A 15,270-nucleotide genomic window follows, 5' to 3' on the forward strand; every position below is an offset into this window, starting at 1 on the left:
AGAATGACCGATGAGACCGCTCTGGTGGAGGCCAACGGCGCCACGTTTCACGTTGAAGTTACAGGTCATGGGACGCCCGTGCTTCTGGTCCCCGGCGCTGGAGGCGATGCCAGGCAATACGCTGAACTTGCCCAATTGTTGGCCCAAAACCATGCGGTAATCGCCTTTGACCGCAGGAATAACGGACGCAGCCCGCAGCACCCGGATTGGGCGGAAACGTCAGTGCCCTCGCAGGCCGGCGACGTTGTTGCCCTGTTGGAATCGCTAGGTACGGAGCCGTGCGTTGTGTTTGGCAACAGCACCGGGGCATTGATTGCACTGGCCGCCGCGCTGCAGTCTCCGGAGCGCTTTACGGGCGCCGTATTGCATGAGCCCGCTCTGCTGGCCGTTCTGACGAATCCCGACGAGGCAATGGCCACCGTGCAGCCAGTCATCGCAGCGGGTGTGGAGGCCGATGGACTCGCTGGCGGCGCCGAGGCGTTCGTCAGGTTTGCTGCAGGCGATGCCGCAGCGCGGTTGTCCCCGGACTTGATCGACGGACTCCGGACCAACGCCAAGGTCCTGCTGGAAGCGGAGTTTGGAGCCTTTGCGTCCTGGCGGCCGGAGCCTGATGCTTTGTCGGAACTGAGTGTGCCTCTGGCAGTACTCAGCGCCGAACAGACTGCGCCATTCTTCCTCGAGGCTGCCGAGTGGATAGCTTCCCATGCCGGAGTTAGCCGCCGGACCATACCCGGCGGGCACATGGGTTTCCTGGATCACCCAAAGGAACTCGCCAAGGAAATCGACGCCATGTTCTAGGCTTCCCACCGCAACAAGTCCCCCGGCTGGCAATCAAGCACTTCGCAGAGTGCTTCCAAGGTGGTAAACCGCACCGCCTTGGCCCGCCCATTTTTCAGTACAGCGAGATTGGCCGGCGTAATCCCAACCTTCTCCGCAAGCACGCCCACGGGCATCTTCCGCTTGGCCAGCATGACGTCGATATCCACGATGATGGGCATCAGATCACCTCGTCGAGTTCGGAGCGCAAGCGGGCCGCTTCGACGTCGCGGTCAACGGCCTGGGCAAGCAGTCGGGGGCGCCAGCCTCAACAAGGTCGAACCGAAATTGAATACTCAGCTTGCTTACTAAAATGACCTTCCCTAGGCTTGAACAGGTCAGACAAACAACTCTCACAGCGGCGGCTTACGCCCTCAGGCAAGGCAGACGAACCCGCCGCGCAATGGAGGAGGAACAATGTCAGAACACACCATCACAGGCAAGAAGGTCGCATTTCTGTTGACGGACGGCGTGGAGCAGGTCGAACTCACCAGCCCCTGGCAAGCCGTGAAGGACGCTGGCGGCCAGCCAACGCTCGTGGCACTTTCAAAGGGAAAGCTGCAGGGATTCAACGGCGTGGAGAAGGGTGACACTTTCGACGTCGATCTCGCAGTAGCCGATGCCAATGCATCGGACTTTGACGCCCTGGTGCTCCCCGGCGGCGTGGTAAACGCCGATCACCTCCGCGTTGACAAGGACGCGCAGAACTTTACGCGCGCCTTCTTCGAGCAGCACAAGCCGGTAGCCTCGATCTGCCACGGACCGTGGATCCTCATCGACGCGGGCGTGGTCAAGGGCCGCAACGTCACCTCGTATCACACGCTCCAAACCGACCTGAAGAACGCAGGCGCCAACTGGACTGATGAAGAAGTTGTCGTGGACCAAGGCCTTGTCACCAGCCGGAATCCGGACGACCTCCCGGCGTTCAACAGCAAGGTAGTAGAGGAAATCTCGGAGGGCCAGCACGCGGGCCAGACCGCCTAAGCACCCACCTGACGGACCCATATAAGGCGAGTGCCGCCGTCGTACTTCACAAAAGTACGACGGCGGCACTCGCGTTTGGACCTACTGGCGCCGAGCCGCAACGCCGGAAAGCTTCCCAAGTACGCCACCACACCATACCGTGATGCCTGAGAACCTATGGAGGCACGTATGCGCAAAGTTACCGCCGGCCTGTTCCACTCCGTGGATGGCGTAGTACAGGACCCGTTCAAGTTCCAGTTCGACAGCTTCGACGACGAGCTGGGCAAGGGACTGACCAAGATGATCAACACTGTGGACACCGTCGTTCTAGGCCGAATCAGCTACCAGGAGTGGGCCGGATATTGGCCGAATGCTTCGCAAGACGAAGATTTTGCCGCATTCATCAACCCCGTGGAGAAGTTCGTCGCATCCCGCACTCTGTCCGAGCCCCTCGAATGGGAAAACTCGCACCTCATCGATGGCCCGCTGGAGCAGTTCGTCACTGACCTGAAGGAGCGTGACGGTGGAGAAATTGCGGTCTGCGGCAGCATCTCGGTGGTACGCCAACTGCTGTTCTCGGGCGTCCTTGATGAGCTGACCCTCATGACTCACCCCGTCGTTGCCGGCAATGGACGGCGACTCTTCGAGGAAGGCGACCCACTGAGCCGGCTCGTTCTGGAGGATCAGTACGCCACGAGCAAGGGCAATGTCGTGAGCACTTACAGCCGACGCAAAGACTGATACGCCCGACGGCGCGGCAATTAGTCCTTCAGATCCTGGACAGAATTCACATGCACGATGATGACCCGCTGGTCTTTGGGGCCGTCGTACCGGAGGTCATAGGTAACTGCCAAACCTGTTGATGTACCAGGGCCAAGGGCATAGCTGCTGGTTTCCGTCTCCTTGCCGCCGATGCTTTCAATCCATCGCGCGGCGGTGCCGGCATCGATACCGTAGCGCGCGACGCCGTCGTGAATGAACTTTACGAGCTCCTCCCAGCTGCCAGCCCTCAGGAAGTACGTGACCTCACTGAAATCCGGTTGGGTAGAGACAGTATTGAATCGTAAGGTGTCCGAGCTCGCAGAGAGGTCCCCGTCAGGTCCCGCGATGCTGATTTCGATCATGCGTCCATCCTTGGCGAGGATTGTTGGACCGTATGCCGCATCCGCGGGCAGGCCGACGGCCTCCTTTTCGAGCCGTCCGGAAATCATGTCCAACCTCGCGGAACCCCGCGACTTGATTCGCTCCACCCCGCTTTCCGTGAGGTGGTCGAACTCGCCGGCCACGGGCGCGGAAGGCCGATCTTCGGGGGCAAAGTAGTCCCCCAAGCAGCCGGTCAGGACGAAGGACATGGCAACGATAATGAGGGCCCCGAGCAAGCGCTTCCGGAACATGTTCACTTTTGGCTACCCAATTCCAGCAGATCCACATCCACGCTCCCTGTACCTGGTTTAGGTGAGCCCCGTTCCTTGCGACGCCGCGTTGCCCGGTACTCATCCCTGCTTAGGCTGAACCCGTAGCAAGCGAGAAATGCTGCAAATGCCATAGGCCACAGCGCACCCCACCCAGGCCCTTCTCCATGCCACACAGGTGCCAGGAACATCGCGAACGCACCAAGAAATCCTGCGAACCCAAAGGCAGCCAGAATCGCCATCCCCCACCAGGTGCTGACCTGCGCCTGACCCCGCCCTGGTGTAAACCCGATCTCGTCCGAAGGGTAGCTGTGAAGCTCACCCATGCTGGTTCTGCGCAGTACGCGCTTCTCGCCGCGCGCTACAGCATCCTTATGCTCGGCGTACACGGCGTCATCACGTAGGTCACGCTCTCGGTCATAAACCACTCTGCTGTCCCCCAACGATCCAAAAAGTCCAGCCTACCGCCCGAACGGACGACGGTGGCTGGCACCTCGCGCGGGACCGGCAGCCAGGATGCTACTTCTTCCCCGCCTTCAAATCCGCAACAATCTTCGCGATGCGCCGGGCCCGGGTCTCCTGCGTCTTGGCATCCCCAATCGGCTCAACGTATCGGCGTTGAGCACTGTAGTTCAACGTTCCGTAGAAGGCCTTGGCCTCAGGCTCGGCCGCAAGGGCTGCAGCAAGATCGTCCGGCACTTCGATCACGCGCGGCTGGGTGTCGACTTCCAGATCCACGTCCACGGTGTCGCCCGCGGATGCGCCGGCCAGTTCCCTGTTCGCGGAGCTGACACCCACCATGTATTTCCCGCCCATCACCGCGATGCTGCTGCGGTAGCTCTGGCCATTAATGGTCACAACCACTGGGGGCCGCTTGCCGGCATCAAGCGCACTAACAACGTACTCAGGAACCTCAATGCCAGCCTTGTTGCCGTCGCCGACGATGGTCGTGGTGAATTTCATGTCCCAAGTATGCCGTCGGCCACCCGTAGACGCATCCCGCCAGCCGGACTACGTTCGGTATAAGCAACTACCCAGTGAACCAAGGAGAGCGAACCATGGACGAGCAGGACCTTCTGGAACGGATTCAGTCACTGGTGGAAGAGGAGCACCGCCTTCGGGCCGCAGCTGTCGGCGGGGGAATTGAGGACGACGTGGACGGCGACGGCAGCCGCGCCCGCTTGGCCCAGCTCGAGGCTCAACTCGACCAGTGCTGGGACTTGCTCCGCCAACGGCGGGCCAAGAAGAAGGCTGGTGAGAATCCCGACGATGCCGAACCCCGCCCGATCAGCGAAGTCGAAGGCTACAGGCAGTAGCCGCGCCCGGCGCCAAACCCGCTACGCCCCCTCAAGCACCTGACTCGTAGCCCAGGCAACATACTTGGCCGCGTTGGCAACGGCGTCGGCGACGTCGGGAACACCGTCCTTGCGCTGTGCGACGTCCAGCAACTGCGCCGCTGCCACGATCCCGTGCTTGGCCAGGTCCTCGGGCGTGACCGTGATTCGGCCCGCCACAGCGACCACGGGTATTCCGTGCACGCTTGCGGCGTCGGCCAAGGCGATGGGCGCTTTACCGGTGAGTGACTGCTCATCCATGGAACCCTCGCCCGTAATCACGAGGTCCGCCTCGCTGAGGTGCGAAGCCAAGCCGGTCAGCCCGGCGACCAGCGCGAAGCCGCCTTCGAGCGCGGAGTCGGTAAAGGCAAGGAACGACGCCGGGAACCCGCCTGCCGCTCCGGCTCCCGGAACGTTGACGTCCCTGCCCGTGGCTTCCCGAAGGAGCGACGCCCAGTTACGGAGGCCGGCGTCGAGCCTTTCAACAGCATCTACGTCGGCTCCCTTCTGGGGGCCGAAAACATGAGCGGCACCATCCGCGCCGAACAGCGGGTTTTGGACGTCGACGGCGATCCGGAACTTGGCTTGTGAAAGCCGCGGATCCAGCCCGGAAACGTCAAGGGCAACGACGTCCGCAAGGAAACCTCCGCCGAGGGGCACCACATTTCCGGCAGCGTCCACGGGCTTGAGCCCCAGCGCACGCAGGGCGCCACTACCGGCGTCGGACATTGCGGAACCACCAAGTCCCAACACAATCTCGGTGGCGCCGGCGTCGAGCGCCGCGGCGATGAGCTGTCCGCAGCCGTAGCTGTGGGCGCGCAGCGAATTCTCGGGGGTGGGCTCCATGAAGGCCAAGCCGGAAGCCTGGGCGGTTTCGATGACGGCGGTGGCTCCGCCGAAGGAATCTTTGCGGATGGCCCAGGAAGCTCCCACCGGCTTGAGAATTGGACCCACAACGGCGTGGTTCCGCTCTTCGTAACCAGCGGCGATGGCGGCGTCGAGTGTGCCTTCGCCGCCGTCAGCTACGGGAAATTGGGTGGTTACAGCGTCCGGATAGACGCGCAGTGCGCCCTCGGCCATGGCTGATGCGGCTTCCGCGGCGGTCAGGGATCCCTTGAATTTGTCCGGGGCGATGAGGATACGCATGGGTCCATCTTGCCAGCTTTGGCCGGAAAGCGATTGCCGGTTACGAAGATTGCGTCACTCGTTCAGCGGACGAATGGGGGCACCATCGAGCCACCCCTTGACGTCCTCGAATGCACCGCCGTAAAACTGCCGGTAGCTCTCGTGCGTTACGTAACCGATGTGCGGCGATAGCACGGTCCGTGAGGAATGAAGCAATGCATGTCCGGCGGGCAGGGGCTCCTCGTCAAAGACATCCATGGCAGCGCCACGAATCCAGCCTTCCTCCAGCGCCCGAATGAGCGCTGCCTCGTCCACCAGTGGCCCCCGTGCGGTGTTGACGAGTACGCCTTCGGGACCCAGGAGCCTCAATTCTTCCGCTCCTACGATGCCCTCGGTCCGCTCGGAAAGCCGCAGATGCAACGTCACCACATCAGACTCACGGAACAGCTCCTCTTTGCTCACCCGTCGAACGCCCGCCGCCTCGGCCGCCTCCGCCGTGAGATTCTGGCTCCACGCCAAAACGTCCATGCCAAAGGCTTTCGCGTAGCCTGCAATGCGCTTCCCAATCTTGCCGAGGCCGACGATTCCCAGCGTCTTGCCTTCGAGTTCAAACCCGACGGCGGTCTGCCAGTCGCCTGCCCGCAGCGAGTTTTCCTCCACAACCAGGTTGCGGGCAAAAGCGAGCAACAACGCCCACGTCATTTCCGGTGCCGCTGCCGGTGACCCGCCAGTGCCGCACACCAGGATGCCACGCTCCGACGCTGCCTCAAGGTCGATCGCAGCATTGGCCATACCCGTGGTCACGAGCAGTTTCAGGTTGGTCAATGACTCAAGCACGCGGCTAGGGAAGCGCGTCCGTTCGCGCATCGCCACAATGATGTCGAACGGCCCCAAAGCTGCCACAGCCTGCTCTTCCGAAACAAAAGGTGCGCTGAAAACGCTGACCTTCACGCCGTCGTCGAGCAGTGAATCCCAAGGGGCGTAGTCACTGGCGACCTGCTGATAGTCATCAATGATGGCCAAGCGGAAACTCGTCACGTCATTCTCCTCGCGGCGGCTAGTGGTAGAAACACCATCTCACGTCACGATTCCTATTTGGCGGCCACAGAGAATTTAGTGCCGTACGGACAGTACGCCGGCGGGTGGGTGCACATTTTCCGGTGATGCGCTTGACTGGAAATTGAACCCTTCCCCTTCCGAAGGAGATGCGTTGACAGAGTCCAACATGATGCCGGCACTTCCCAAGCCCGAGCATCCCCGCCCCCAACTTGTCCGCGAAAACTGGATGAACCTCAACGGAACCTGGGGTTTTGAGATCGACGCCGGCGACTCGGGTTTGGAGCGCGGACTCGCCAGGCGCGAGCTCACTAATGAGATTCTTGTGCCGTTCGCCCCGGAATCTGCCCTTTCCGGAATTGAGCACGTGGATTTCATGGAAGCTGTTTGGTACCGACGTACGGTGGCCATTCCCCAGGAGTGGGCCGGCCAGAACGTCCTCCTGCACTTCGGCGCCGTGGATCACGACGCGACTGTCTGGGTCAACGGCATTGAAGTGGCCCGCCACAGGGGTGGTTTCTCCCCCTTCACCGCCGATCTGGGTGGAGTGGCCGAGCCCGGCACGGAAGCGGTCATCGTTGTCCGGGCCCGCGATTCGAGGCACGAAATGCAGGCACGGGGCAAGCAGGCAACCTGGTACAACAACACACATTGCCAGTACACCCGCACCACTGGAATCTGGCAGACGGTCTGGATGGAGGCTGTCCCCGAGGTCCACATCAAACGCCTTCGAATGACTCCCAACCTGGCAGACTCAAGCATCACGATTGAGGTTCCGATCAGCCAGAACCGCACGGGGCACACGGTGACCGCTGTCCTCAGTGATAAGGGCGATGTAACTGTGGAAGTCACGGCCAGGGCCGATTTGGATCTCACGCCAACCCTGCGGCTGAGCATTCCCGCCGAATCCCTGCGCCCTTGGTGGATTGAGGATCCCTTCCTTTATGACCTCGAGGTGACGGTGCGGGACAGTGCGGGGACTGTGGTTGACCGTGTCAGCAGCTACGCAGCCGTTCGTTCAGTTGCCCTTGACGGCAAAGTGGTTCGTCTCAACGGCAAGTCCGTGTTCCAAAGATTGGTACTGGACCAGGGCTATTGGCCGGAGTCGCTGATGACCTCGCCGGACGAAGCTGCCCTGGTCAAGGACATCGAGTTGTCCATGGCGGCAGGATTCAACGGTGCACGACTCCACCAAAAGGTGTTCGAAGAGCGTTTTCTCTACCACGCAGACCGACTCGGCTACTTGGTCTGGGGCGAGTTCGGCGACTGGGGCGTCTCCGGAGGAGGAACCATTGGGCACAACCAGAAGCCGACAGCGAGTTTCGTAGCCCAGTGGCTTGAGGTGCTTCAGCGCGACTTCAACCATCCCTCGATCATCGGATGGTGCCCGCTCAACGAAACGCACCAGGTCCTGCACGATCGACTAACGGTACTGGATGATGTCACGCAGGCCATGTTCCTTGCCACGAAATTGGCCGACCCCACGCGGCCGGTCATCGACGCATCCGGATACTCCCACCGCATCCGCGAAACCGACATTTATGATTCCCATTCCTACGAGCAGAATCCGGAGCAGTTCCGGATCGAGCAGCAGGGCCTTTCGGACGGGAAGCCCTTTGTGAACCGGAATCCACAGGGTGAGGAATACTCCGTGCCTTACGCTGGCCAGCCATATTTCGTGTCTGAATTCGGCGGCATTTGGTGGAACGAAACGGAGGCGCGCCAAGCAGCGGCAGAAGCGGGCCTCGGAAGTGATGTGTCGACGTCGTGGGGTTACGGCCAGCGTGTCAGCAACGAGGAGGAGTTCTACGCCCGTTTCGACGGACTATGTGGCGTACTCCTGGATAACCCGGACATGTTCGGTTATTGCTATACGCAGCTGACGGACGTCTTCCAGGAAAAGAATGGCATCTTCACTTTCGATCGCAGAGGCAAGTTCGATCTCAGGCGGATCCGCGCCAGCCAGGTCCGTAAGGCAGCCATCGAAGCCCAGGACGACTAACAATGTCGGCCCATAAGAAGGGTGCTGAGTTTGCGACTTAGACCCACTGCCCCCGGCGCACCAGAACGTCCTTCAGCAGGTCCAGCCGGTCGGACACGATACCGTCCACACCCAGATCCAATAGACGCCCCATTTCAGCGGGCTCGTTGATGGTCCAGACGTGAACTTGGACGCCCAAGCGGTGGGCGCGACGAACAAAACCGGGAGTCACCACGGGGAATCGCCCATAGCGGACTGGCACTTGGAAAGCATCGACGCCGGTGAGCACCTTGCGAGCCAAACCCGCCGGCAGCACGGGCCCAAGGAGTACGAAAAGCGCGGTCAGGGTGCTGCCAGCCGAAGAAGCCGTCCGCTGGCTGAGGAGTTTCAAGACTGCACGACGACGCCGGTCGGAGAAACCCGTCACCAACACCCGGCCATGGATGCCGTGCTTCTCGATAGCCTCGGCCATCGGTTTAACGGAATTCCAGTCCTTCACGTCCAGATTCAGGCGGGCATCGGGGAAGGCTGCCACCAGCTCGTCGAAAGTCGGCACGGGTTCCACTCCGCCAATCCGGGACTGCGCCACCTCGGCTGCCGTCAGCTCTGCGATCCGGCCAGACGAATCTGTGACCCGGTCCAAGGAAGAATCGTGGAAAACGAGGAGGACTCCATCTGAAGTGGTGTGCACATCAGTTTCAAGGTGCAGGGTGCCCAGCTCAACGGCGGCACGAAAAGCAGCCATGGAGTTCTCCAAGCCATTCATGGAGAATCCGCGGTGAGCGAAGGCCAGGGGGCCCACAGTGCCGTCCTTGCGGAGGAAATAAGGCAGCGTCACATCCGAAGCGTAGCCCATTGCGCGTAAGCGCCTACGACTCCTCGGTGACCCTCAGCTTCTCCAGGGGGACCACTGCCACGCCATCGCTGATGTGCACCAGCGTACGGCCCCGACCGCCGTCGAGCTCCACCCAAACTGCCGTTGCGTCACCGGTAACGGCGTCCACTATCCCAGCGGATTCATACCCCGGCGTTAGCGTCACGCTCACGCGGTCGCCCTGGCGAAGCGACCTCCAGTGGTGATCCGGTTCGATCCGCCGCAACGGAGCGGTGTTGAAGTCGTTGATCCTGCGCTTGGCCATGATTCCCCTACATCCAACAAGCTAAACGGGTCTGTGGCTGAAAGCCTACGGGCGCAAGTTGAACGCGGGTTGTATGGAGACTGGGAAGTTGGTGACAGCTTGGCGGAGCATCAGGACTGCCAAACTAGTGGCATGAGTGTATTGATTGCCGGGTGCGGCGACCTTGGAACCGAAGCCGGACTGCGTTTCGCAGAGTTGGGCCATGCGGTGATCGGGCTCCGCCGTTCTCCGGAAAAGCTCCCCTCGGGGATCCGGGGGATGCGCGCGGACCTCTCACGAGAAGTCCCGGCCATCCCGGCAGATGTGAACATCGTTGTGGTCGCAGTCGCCGCCGATTCTTCCACCGAGGAGGCATACCGGGCAGCGTACATGGACGGCCTCCGAAATACTCTGGACGCCTTGGATCACGATTCTGTTGAACCGGAACGCATACTGTTCGTCTCCTCCACAGCCGTATATAAGGACTCCGACGGAGCGGTGGTGGACGAAACCACACCCACCGAGCCCACGCGCTTCAGTGGCAAAGTGCTGGTGGAGGCTGAAAATATGCTGCTTGCCCGCACCCGGGGAACGGGAACCCAACCCATCATCCTTCGGCTCGGCGGCATTTACGGTCCGGGGCGAACGCGACTGATCGACCAAGTGCGGTCAGGGCAAGCCGTGATCCCAGCACAACCCCGGCACACCAACCGTGTTCACAGGGACGATGCCGCGGCCATGATCGTCCACCTCACCACCATGGATCAGGACCCGGATCCGGTCTACGTAGGCGTGGACGACCATGCGGCCGAGATGGGTGACGTCATGCGGTTTCTTGCCTTGGAAATGGGAAACCCTGAACCACCGACGGCGTTGGAAGACGCCCACGCCGGCCCCGGGGACAAACGCTGCTCCAACCAAAGGCTGCGCGGGACTGGCTTCGAGTTCGCCTTCCCCACATACATGGAGGGCTACCGCGCAGTGCTGGCAGGTCGCGGCGTCCGTCATCCGTGATGCAGGGGCCTTAGACCGTTTGCTCCGTCAGTTTCGCCTCGAGAATCTGGGCCACGCCGTCGTCGTCGAAGTGTGGCGCCTGCTGCCCCGCAGCGAGGATGGCTTCCGGGTGGCCGCTGGCCATCGCGTAGCCGTGACCGGCCCAGCGGAGCATCTCGATGTCGTTGGGCATATCCCCGAAGGCCACGACGTCGGCGGCCTCGATTCCCAGCGACTCGGCGTACTTCGCGAGGGTGACGGCCTTGTTGATGCCGGGCACGGACATCTCAAGCATTGCGGTGCGCGGTGCCGAGTGCGTGGTGCTGACCAGATGGGCGACGGCCGGCTGAACTTCGGCAAGGAATTCGTCCGGGGTGCCTTTTCGGGTTATCGCCAGGAACTTCACGACGGCGTCATCCGCCGTCAGCGTCTGGTCCAGCGGTGCGGGGGTGAACTCCGCGAGCAGCTCGCTGGTTTCGTTCTCGAGGAAGCCCGGCTCCAGTTGGAAACCAGTCAACGTTTCCACGGCGAACAAAGCATCCGGCCGCAGGGACTTGATGATGCGTCGCGCCTCAAAAATGGATGTGATATCCAATGTGCAAGAAGAAATGGGCTTCTCAGTTTCGAGATCCCACACCACCGCGCCGTTGGAGCAAATCACGATACCGCTGTGTCCGAGTTGTTCCTGCAGCGGATACAACCACCGCGGCGGGCGCCCCGTGACGAACACCAGCTCCACCCCAGCGTCCCGGCATGCTTTGAATGCCTTGACGGTCCGATCACTGATCTTGCCGTCATGACCGAGGATGGTGCCGTCAATATCACTTGCTACGAGGCGCATCATGTCAGTCTACGTGGCTGTTGAGAACCCAAATGCCGCCGCTAACGCTCGAACGTACCCGTGATGGTTCCGCGCGCCAACGTATGCGCAGGAAGGGCTGAAGCAAGCATGCGTGCCTCGGAATCCTTTTCGATGCCCAGGTCCTCCACGTCCAGCGCATGTACGGCCACTATGTACCGATGCGGTCCGTGCCCTCTGGGAGGCGCCGCACCAACATAGCCGCTGCGGCCGCCGTCGTTCTTTAACTGGAATGCGCCAGCGGGCAACGCGTGGCCGTCCTGGCCGCCGGCGCCGGCCGGAAGGCTTGATACCTCAGGAGGAATATTAAGTACCGCCCAATGCCAGTAGCCCCCGGGGCCGGGAGCATCGGGATCCCACATTGTGACAGCGAAACTCCTGGTTCCGTCCGGAGCTCCACTCCAGCTCAGCTGGGGAGACATGTCTTGGCCGCCCGCACCCAGAATCCCGCTCCGCTGATCGGGGCCGAGAGTATCGCCGTCGGTGAATGACTCGCTCGCAACCTGTAATTCCGGCGCGGGCGTCGTGGCGTACGGATCGTGCTCTTTCATGGCGCACCTCCTCTTGTCCGGACTTCGCCGGCAACAGTTTTAGCTTGCAACAGCCCTGTGGTTGAGCTCAGCCCGCGTGGGCGGATTGGCCCCTGCCCGCGACACCGTGACTGCGGCAGCACGAGTCGCATGGTCCATGATGGCGGCAAGGGTCTCGGCCGGCATGGCTCTGAGTGCCCCGCGGTTTTGCGCACCGTCCAGCCCGCGGTCCACTATCGCTGACAGCAGCCCAGCCATGAACGAATCGCCGGCACCAACGGTATCCACCACGGTTACGGAAGGCGCCGGGACCTGGGTCTCGCCGATGGCCGTGATTCCCCACGGACCACGCGCGCCCCGCGTCACCACCACCAGCGCGGGTCCTTCCGTACCTCCCAGAGACAACCAGTGGCGTGCTGACTCCAGCGGATCAACGCCCGGATACAGCCATTCGAGATCTTCGTCAGAAGCCTTCACGACGTCGGAGAGCACCACGAAGCGTTCGGCCTGCCTTCGTGCGTAATCGCGATCGGTAATGATGCTGGGGCGGCAGTTGGGGTCGAAGCTGATAGTACTGCTCGGATGGGCATGCTCGACGGCGGCAAGCACGTCCGCGGCGCCGGGCTCCAAGGCGGTGGCTATCGAACCCGTATGCAGCAAAGTGGCCCCCTGCAGCATAAGCGGTAACCGCTCTCCGAGGCCCGGCAAATCCCAGGTGAGATCGAAGGTGTAGGTGGCGGCGCCGTCGTCGTCGATCACTGCCGTGGCTATGCTGGTGGGTTTGCCGTCGGGCGGAAGGGGGACCATCACGGAACTGGACCGGAGGTACGCCGCCACGGAATCGCCGTATGCGTCCTGGCCAAACCGCCCGATGAACTGCACGGGGTGGTCCAAACGCGCCAAACCAACGGCGACGTTGAGCGGGCTGCCCCCTACGTGCGCCTCGATTCCGCTGGGGCGCTGCACAACGTCAACCAAGGCCTCGCCAATCACAGTCAGCATGGGACCACTCTGCCAGAGGAAGGGCAGGCGCTACCAGTGATTCAGGAGAGCAGGCGTTGTACCAATTCGCGGCATTTCTTGTAGGCCACAGCTTTGGGATCTATGAGATCGAAGTGATCCCCAGGGACACGCAGCAATTGCGCTGCGCTGCCGGCCGCGGTTGCCGCCGCGACGTAGGCCTCGGACTGACTGACGGGAACATCTTCGTCGTCGGTGGCATGGACGGCGAAAACCGGAACATCGATGGGCAGTGAACTCATAGGGTCTGCGTATTTATGCCTTTTGGGGTATCTGGCAGAATCGCCGCCCATGAGGTTGCAGACGGCACCGTTACTGAGATTCAGTTTTTCCGCGGCAGCAAGGTTCAGGAGGCCGGACTGGCTGACGACGCCCGTCAGGTGGACAGCGTTGTCCTCCGGTCCACGCACGAGTTGGCGGTCGGCGTCGGGCGTTCCAATGGCCGAGAGGCGCTGCCGTCCGGCGGCCCACACAGCCAGGTGACCGCCGGCCGAGTGGCCCAAGGCCACTACCTTGCCGAGGTGGAGCTCGTGCTTATCGGCGATTTCAGCGAGATGATCAATGCCGGCCAGGATGTCTTCGAACGTATGGGGCCAACCACCGCCGTTGCCGGCACGTCGGTATTCAAGGTTCCAGGCGGTAATTCCATGCGCCGCGAGGTCACGGGCCAAGGGCTCACCGAGCTCGGCGCCGTACTGTGAGCGCCAGTAGCCGCCGTGGATCACAACCGCGACACCACCCGCGACGGCTGACGCGCCGCGATGGTTTCCGTTGTTCGGTTCAGGTATGAAGAGTTCGCCCCATTGACTGGGGTGTTCGCCGTAGCTGTACTTGTGCCGCAACATTGCGCCCTCCTTTGTACCGAGCCTATCGTGACGTCCCGCAACTTTGGCTAGGGCACCCCGACGGCGGGTGGCCCGCCCCAGTGTCGGACCCGCCCCGTAAGCTGGGGGCATGGCAAGCAATTGGGACAGCCTGGACCAGGACCAGCGCGATGCAGTGGATGCGAACGTAGCGCTCTATGAGCGTGTTCGCCCTGCCCTGAAGCGGGTCACACGGGATGTGCTGCTGACGTTAAGGGACATGCTCAACGACGCCGAGGTCACTCCCTTGTTTGTCACCGGCCGAACCAAAACAGTGGAGTCGTTCCGCGAAAAAATTTCCCGCACGGATGATCCTTTGGAGCCGGGCGGCCCGCGCGTCCTCAAATTCCCGGACCCTTTCCGCACCTTGAATGACATGGTGGGCATCCGCGTCATCACCAAACTGCCTGCCGAGAACGCAGCCGTGGCTAACATCATCAAGCGACAACGCCAGCTCTTCGACTGCCGAGGAGACCGCGAGAAGGACATCGGTTCCATCGAATCGGGTACGTACGGTTACTCCAGCCGGCACCTTATCCTGCGAACCATCCAGAATGAGGCCGTCAAGGAGTATCAGCACGTCTTCAACCCGGATATGCCTGCCAACGGCAGCTACTTCTTCGAGTGCCAGATCCGCACTGTCTTTGCGCACGCCTGGAGCGAGATCGAGCACGATATCCGGTTCAAGGCGGAGGATCCACGGGCCTGGACCCCGCATTTCGATCGCCAGTTCACGGCCACTGCGGCCATGTTGGAAACCGTGGAGAGCGCCTTCGCCGACCTCCACGAGCGCTATGAAGAGGTCCGCAGTTATTGGGACCTGCACGGTGAAGGTGCTTCCCCACTGACTCCCAACCGCGTTCGGGACGTCTGGCGTACGCTGCTGCCCCACGTTGACCGTAAAGTTGATGACGACTGGGGGTGGGCTGCCGAACTTCTGGCCGCCCACGGACTCACCAAAACCGTGGAACTTGCGGGGCTCCTTAGTGCCAACCGGATCACGGAGGTCCGCAAAGCGCTGGATCACCGCTACTCCCCGGGCCCCGACCGCCTCCTGGACGACCTCCTGTTGTGGCAGTACGGAACCGAACATATTGACCTCACCGCTGAGGCGCCCGACGTCGTTCCGCACCCGCGGCGCGATAGCCTCCAGCGGCGTCTGAAGCAGATTGAGCGTTACCGCCAGACTGCACTGTAAGG

At 61.9% G+C, this 15,270-nt stretch carries 19 protein-coding genes; 7 read left to right on the top strand and 12 right to left on the bottom strand.

The genetic code is table 11. From position 1 onward, the window contains the following. The first annotated feature begins 3 nt into the window (after nucleotides 1-3). Nucleotides 4-798, top strand: a complete 795-nt coding sequence (locus ABIE18_RS12540; protein ID WP_499723133.1) for an alpha/beta fold hydrolase — start codon at nucleotides 4-6, stop codon at nucleotides 796-798. Here the strand turns inward: ABIE18_RS12540 and ABIE18_RS12545 are convergent. Then, nucleotides 795-998: a helix-turn-helix domain-containing protein gene (locus ABIE18_RS12545; protein ID WP_499723134.1), complete on the bottom strand. Its 204-nt coding sequence runs from the start codon at nucleotides 996-998 to the stop codon at nucleotides 795-797. The genes ABIE18_RS12540 and ABIE18_RS12545 overlap by 4 nt on opposite strands. 235 nt (nucleotides 999-1,233) lie before the next feature. Between ABIE18_RS12545 and ABIE18_RS12550 the strand changes: the two genes are divergently transcribed. Together ABIE18_RS12550 and ABIE18_RS12555 are read left to right on the top strand one after the other, a co-directional pair. After that, entirely contained in the window at nucleotides 1,234-1,800 is a 567-nt protein-coding gene (locus tag ABIE18_RS12550; protein WP_224094558.1) for a type 1 glutamine amidotransferase domain-containing protein, read from the top strand. 168 nt (nucleotides 1,801-1,968) lie between these two features. Continuing rightward, the gene (locus ABIE18_RS12555) at nucleotides 1,969-2,520 is read left to right on the top strand and encodes a dihydrofolate reductase family protein (RefSeq protein ID WP_499723135.1); all 552 of its coding nucleotides are present in this window, start codon (nucleotides 1,969-1,971) and stop codon (nucleotides 2,518-2,520) included. Between the two features lie 20 nt (nucleotides 2,521-2,540). Here ABIE18_RS12555 and ABIE18_RS12560 read toward each other — a convergent pair whose 3' ends face one another. The 3 genes from ABIE18_RS12560 to ABIE18_RS12570 all read right to left on the bottom strand — a co-directional run bounded on the left by ABIE18_RS12560 (nucleotide 2,541) and on the right by ABIE18_RS12570 (nucleotide 4,154). Continuing rightward, entirely contained in the window at nucleotides 2,541-3,173 is a 633-nt protein-coding gene (locus ABIE18_RS12560; protein ID WP_499723136.1) for a hypothetical protein, read from the bottom strand. 2 nt (nucleotides 3,174-3,175) lie between these two features. Next, nucleotides 3,176-3,619, bottom strand: a complete 444-nt coding sequence (locus tag ABIE18_RS12565) for a hypothetical protein (protein ID WP_499723137.1) — start codon at nucleotides 3,617-3,619, stop codon at nucleotides 3,176-3,178. Nucleotides 3,620-3,710: 91 nt separating this feature from the next. Further along, nucleotides 3,711-4,154 carry a YdeI/OmpD-associated family protein gene (locus ABIE18_RS12570; RefSeq protein WP_499723138.1) on the bottom strand — a complete coding sequence of 148 codons (444 nt, stop codon included), beginning with the start codon at nucleotides 4,152-4,154 and terminating at the stop codon, nucleotides 3,711-3,713. Nucleotides 4,155-4,249: 95 nt separating this feature from the next. Between ABIE18_RS12570 and ABIE18_RS12575 the strand changes: the two genes are divergently transcribed. Next, on the top strand, nucleotides 4,250-4,507 hold the full coding sequence (locus tag ABIE18_RS12575; protein ID WP_499723139.1) for a DUF2630 family protein: 258 nt from the start codon (nucleotides 4,250-4,252) through the stop codon (nucleotides 4,505-4,507). Between the two features lie 21 nt (nucleotides 4,508-4,528). Here ABIE18_RS12575 and ABIE18_RS12580 read toward each other — a convergent pair whose 3' ends face one another. Further along, the gene (locus tag ABIE18_RS12580; RefSeq protein ID WP_499723140.1) at nucleotides 4,529-5,671 is read right to left on the bottom strand and encodes a glycerate kinase; all 1,143 of its coding nucleotides are present in this window, start codon (nucleotides 5,669-5,671) and stop codon (nucleotides 4,529-4,531) included. 54 nt (nucleotides 5,672-5,725) lie between these two features. Continuing rightward, nucleotides 5,726-6,688 (bottom strand): D-2-hydroxyacid dehydrogenase family protein, encoded by a 963-nt coding sequence (locus tag ABIE18_RS12585; RefSeq protein ID WP_499723141.1) that lies wholly within the window; start codon nucleotides 6,686-6,688, stop codon nucleotides 5,726-5,728. 187 nt (nucleotides 6,689-6,875) lie between these two features. Between ABIE18_RS12585 and ABIE18_RS12590 the strand changes: the two genes are divergently transcribed. Then, on the top strand, nucleotides 6,876-8,708 hold the full coding sequence (locus tag ABIE18_RS12590) for a glycoside hydrolase family 2 protein (RefSeq protein WP_499723330.1): 1,833 nt from the start codon (nucleotides 6,876-6,878) through the stop codon (nucleotides 8,706-8,708). A 37-nt stretch (nucleotides 8,709-8,745) separates the two neighbouring features. On the opposite strand, the gene ABIE18_RS12595 is transcribed toward ABIE18_RS12590, so the two are convergent. Both ABIE18_RS12595 and ABIE18_RS12600 read right to left on the bottom strand, forming a co-directional pair. Then, nucleotides 8,746-9,543, bottom strand: coding sequence for a glycerophosphodiester phosphodiesterase family protein (locus tag ABIE18_RS12595; RefSeq protein ID WP_499723142.1), 798 nt, complete (start codon nucleotides 9,541-9,543; stop codon nucleotides 8,746-8,748). Between the two features lie 13 nt (nucleotides 9,544-9,556). Then, nucleotides 9,557-9,826 carry a hypothetical protein gene (locus ABIE18_RS12600; RefSeq protein ID WP_499723143.1) on the bottom strand — a complete coding sequence of 90 codons (270 nt, stop codon included), beginning with the start codon at nucleotides 9,824-9,826 and terminating at the stop codon, nucleotides 9,557-9,559. 132 nt (nucleotides 9,827-9,958) lie between these two features. Between ABIE18_RS12600 and ABIE18_RS12605 the strand changes: the two genes are divergently transcribed. Beyond that, on the top strand, nucleotides 9,959-10,819 hold the full coding sequence (locus tag ABIE18_RS12605) for an NAD-dependent epimerase/dehydratase family protein (RefSeq protein WP_499723144.1): 861 nt from the start codon (nucleotides 9,959-9,961) through the stop codon (nucleotides 10,817-10,819). A gap of 10 nt (nucleotides 10,820-10,829) precedes the next feature. Here the strand turns inward: ABIE18_RS12605 and ABIE18_RS12610 are convergent, their stop codons facing one another. The 4 genes from ABIE18_RS12610 to ABIE18_RS12625 are packed head-to-tail and all read right to left on the bottom strand — an operon-like array spanning nucleotide 10,830 to nucleotide 14,052. Beyond that, nucleotides 10,830-11,639 (bottom strand): HAD family hydrolase, encoded by an 810-nt coding sequence (locus tag ABIE18_RS12610; protein WP_431120083.1) that lies wholly within the window; start codon nucleotides 11,637-11,639, stop codon nucleotides 10,830-10,832. 41 nt (nucleotides 11,640-11,680) lie between these two features. Further along, nucleotides 11,681-12,208, bottom strand: a complete 528-nt coding sequence (locus tag ABIE18_RS12615) for a YbhB/YbcL family Raf kinase inhibitor-like protein (RefSeq protein WP_499723145.1) — start codon at nucleotides 12,206-12,208, stop codon at nucleotides 11,681-11,683. Between the two features lie 39 nt (nucleotides 12,209-12,247). Further along, a complete protein-coding gene (locus ABIE18_RS12620) occupies nucleotides 12,248-13,189 on the bottom strand; it encodes a carbohydrate kinase family protein (RefSeq protein ID WP_499723146.1) in 942 nt (313 codons plus the stop codon). 41 nt (nucleotides 13,190-13,230) lie between these two features. Further along, nucleotides 13,231-14,052: an alpha/beta hydrolase gene (locus ABIE18_RS12625; protein ID WP_477514252.1), complete on the bottom strand. Its 822-nt coding sequence runs from the start codon at nucleotides 14,050-14,052 to the stop codon at nucleotides 13,231-13,233. A 109-nt stretch (nucleotides 14,053-14,161) separates the two neighbouring features. On the opposite strand from ABIE18_RS12625, the gene ABIE18_RS12630 reads away from it, so the two are divergent. Then, nucleotides 14,162-15,268, top strand: coding sequence for a GTP pyrophosphokinase (locus ABIE18_RS12630; protein ID WP_216924310.1), 1,107 nt, complete (start codon nucleotides 14,162-14,164; stop codon nucleotides 15,266-15,268). Nucleotides 15,269-15,270: the final 2 nt, after the last annotated feature.

Origin of the sequence: Arthrobacter sp. 2762 (genome assembly GCF_040548745.1) — a bacterium.
Classification (GTDB): Bacteria; Actinomycetota; Actinomycetes; order Actinomycetales; family Micrococcaceae; genus Arthrobacter.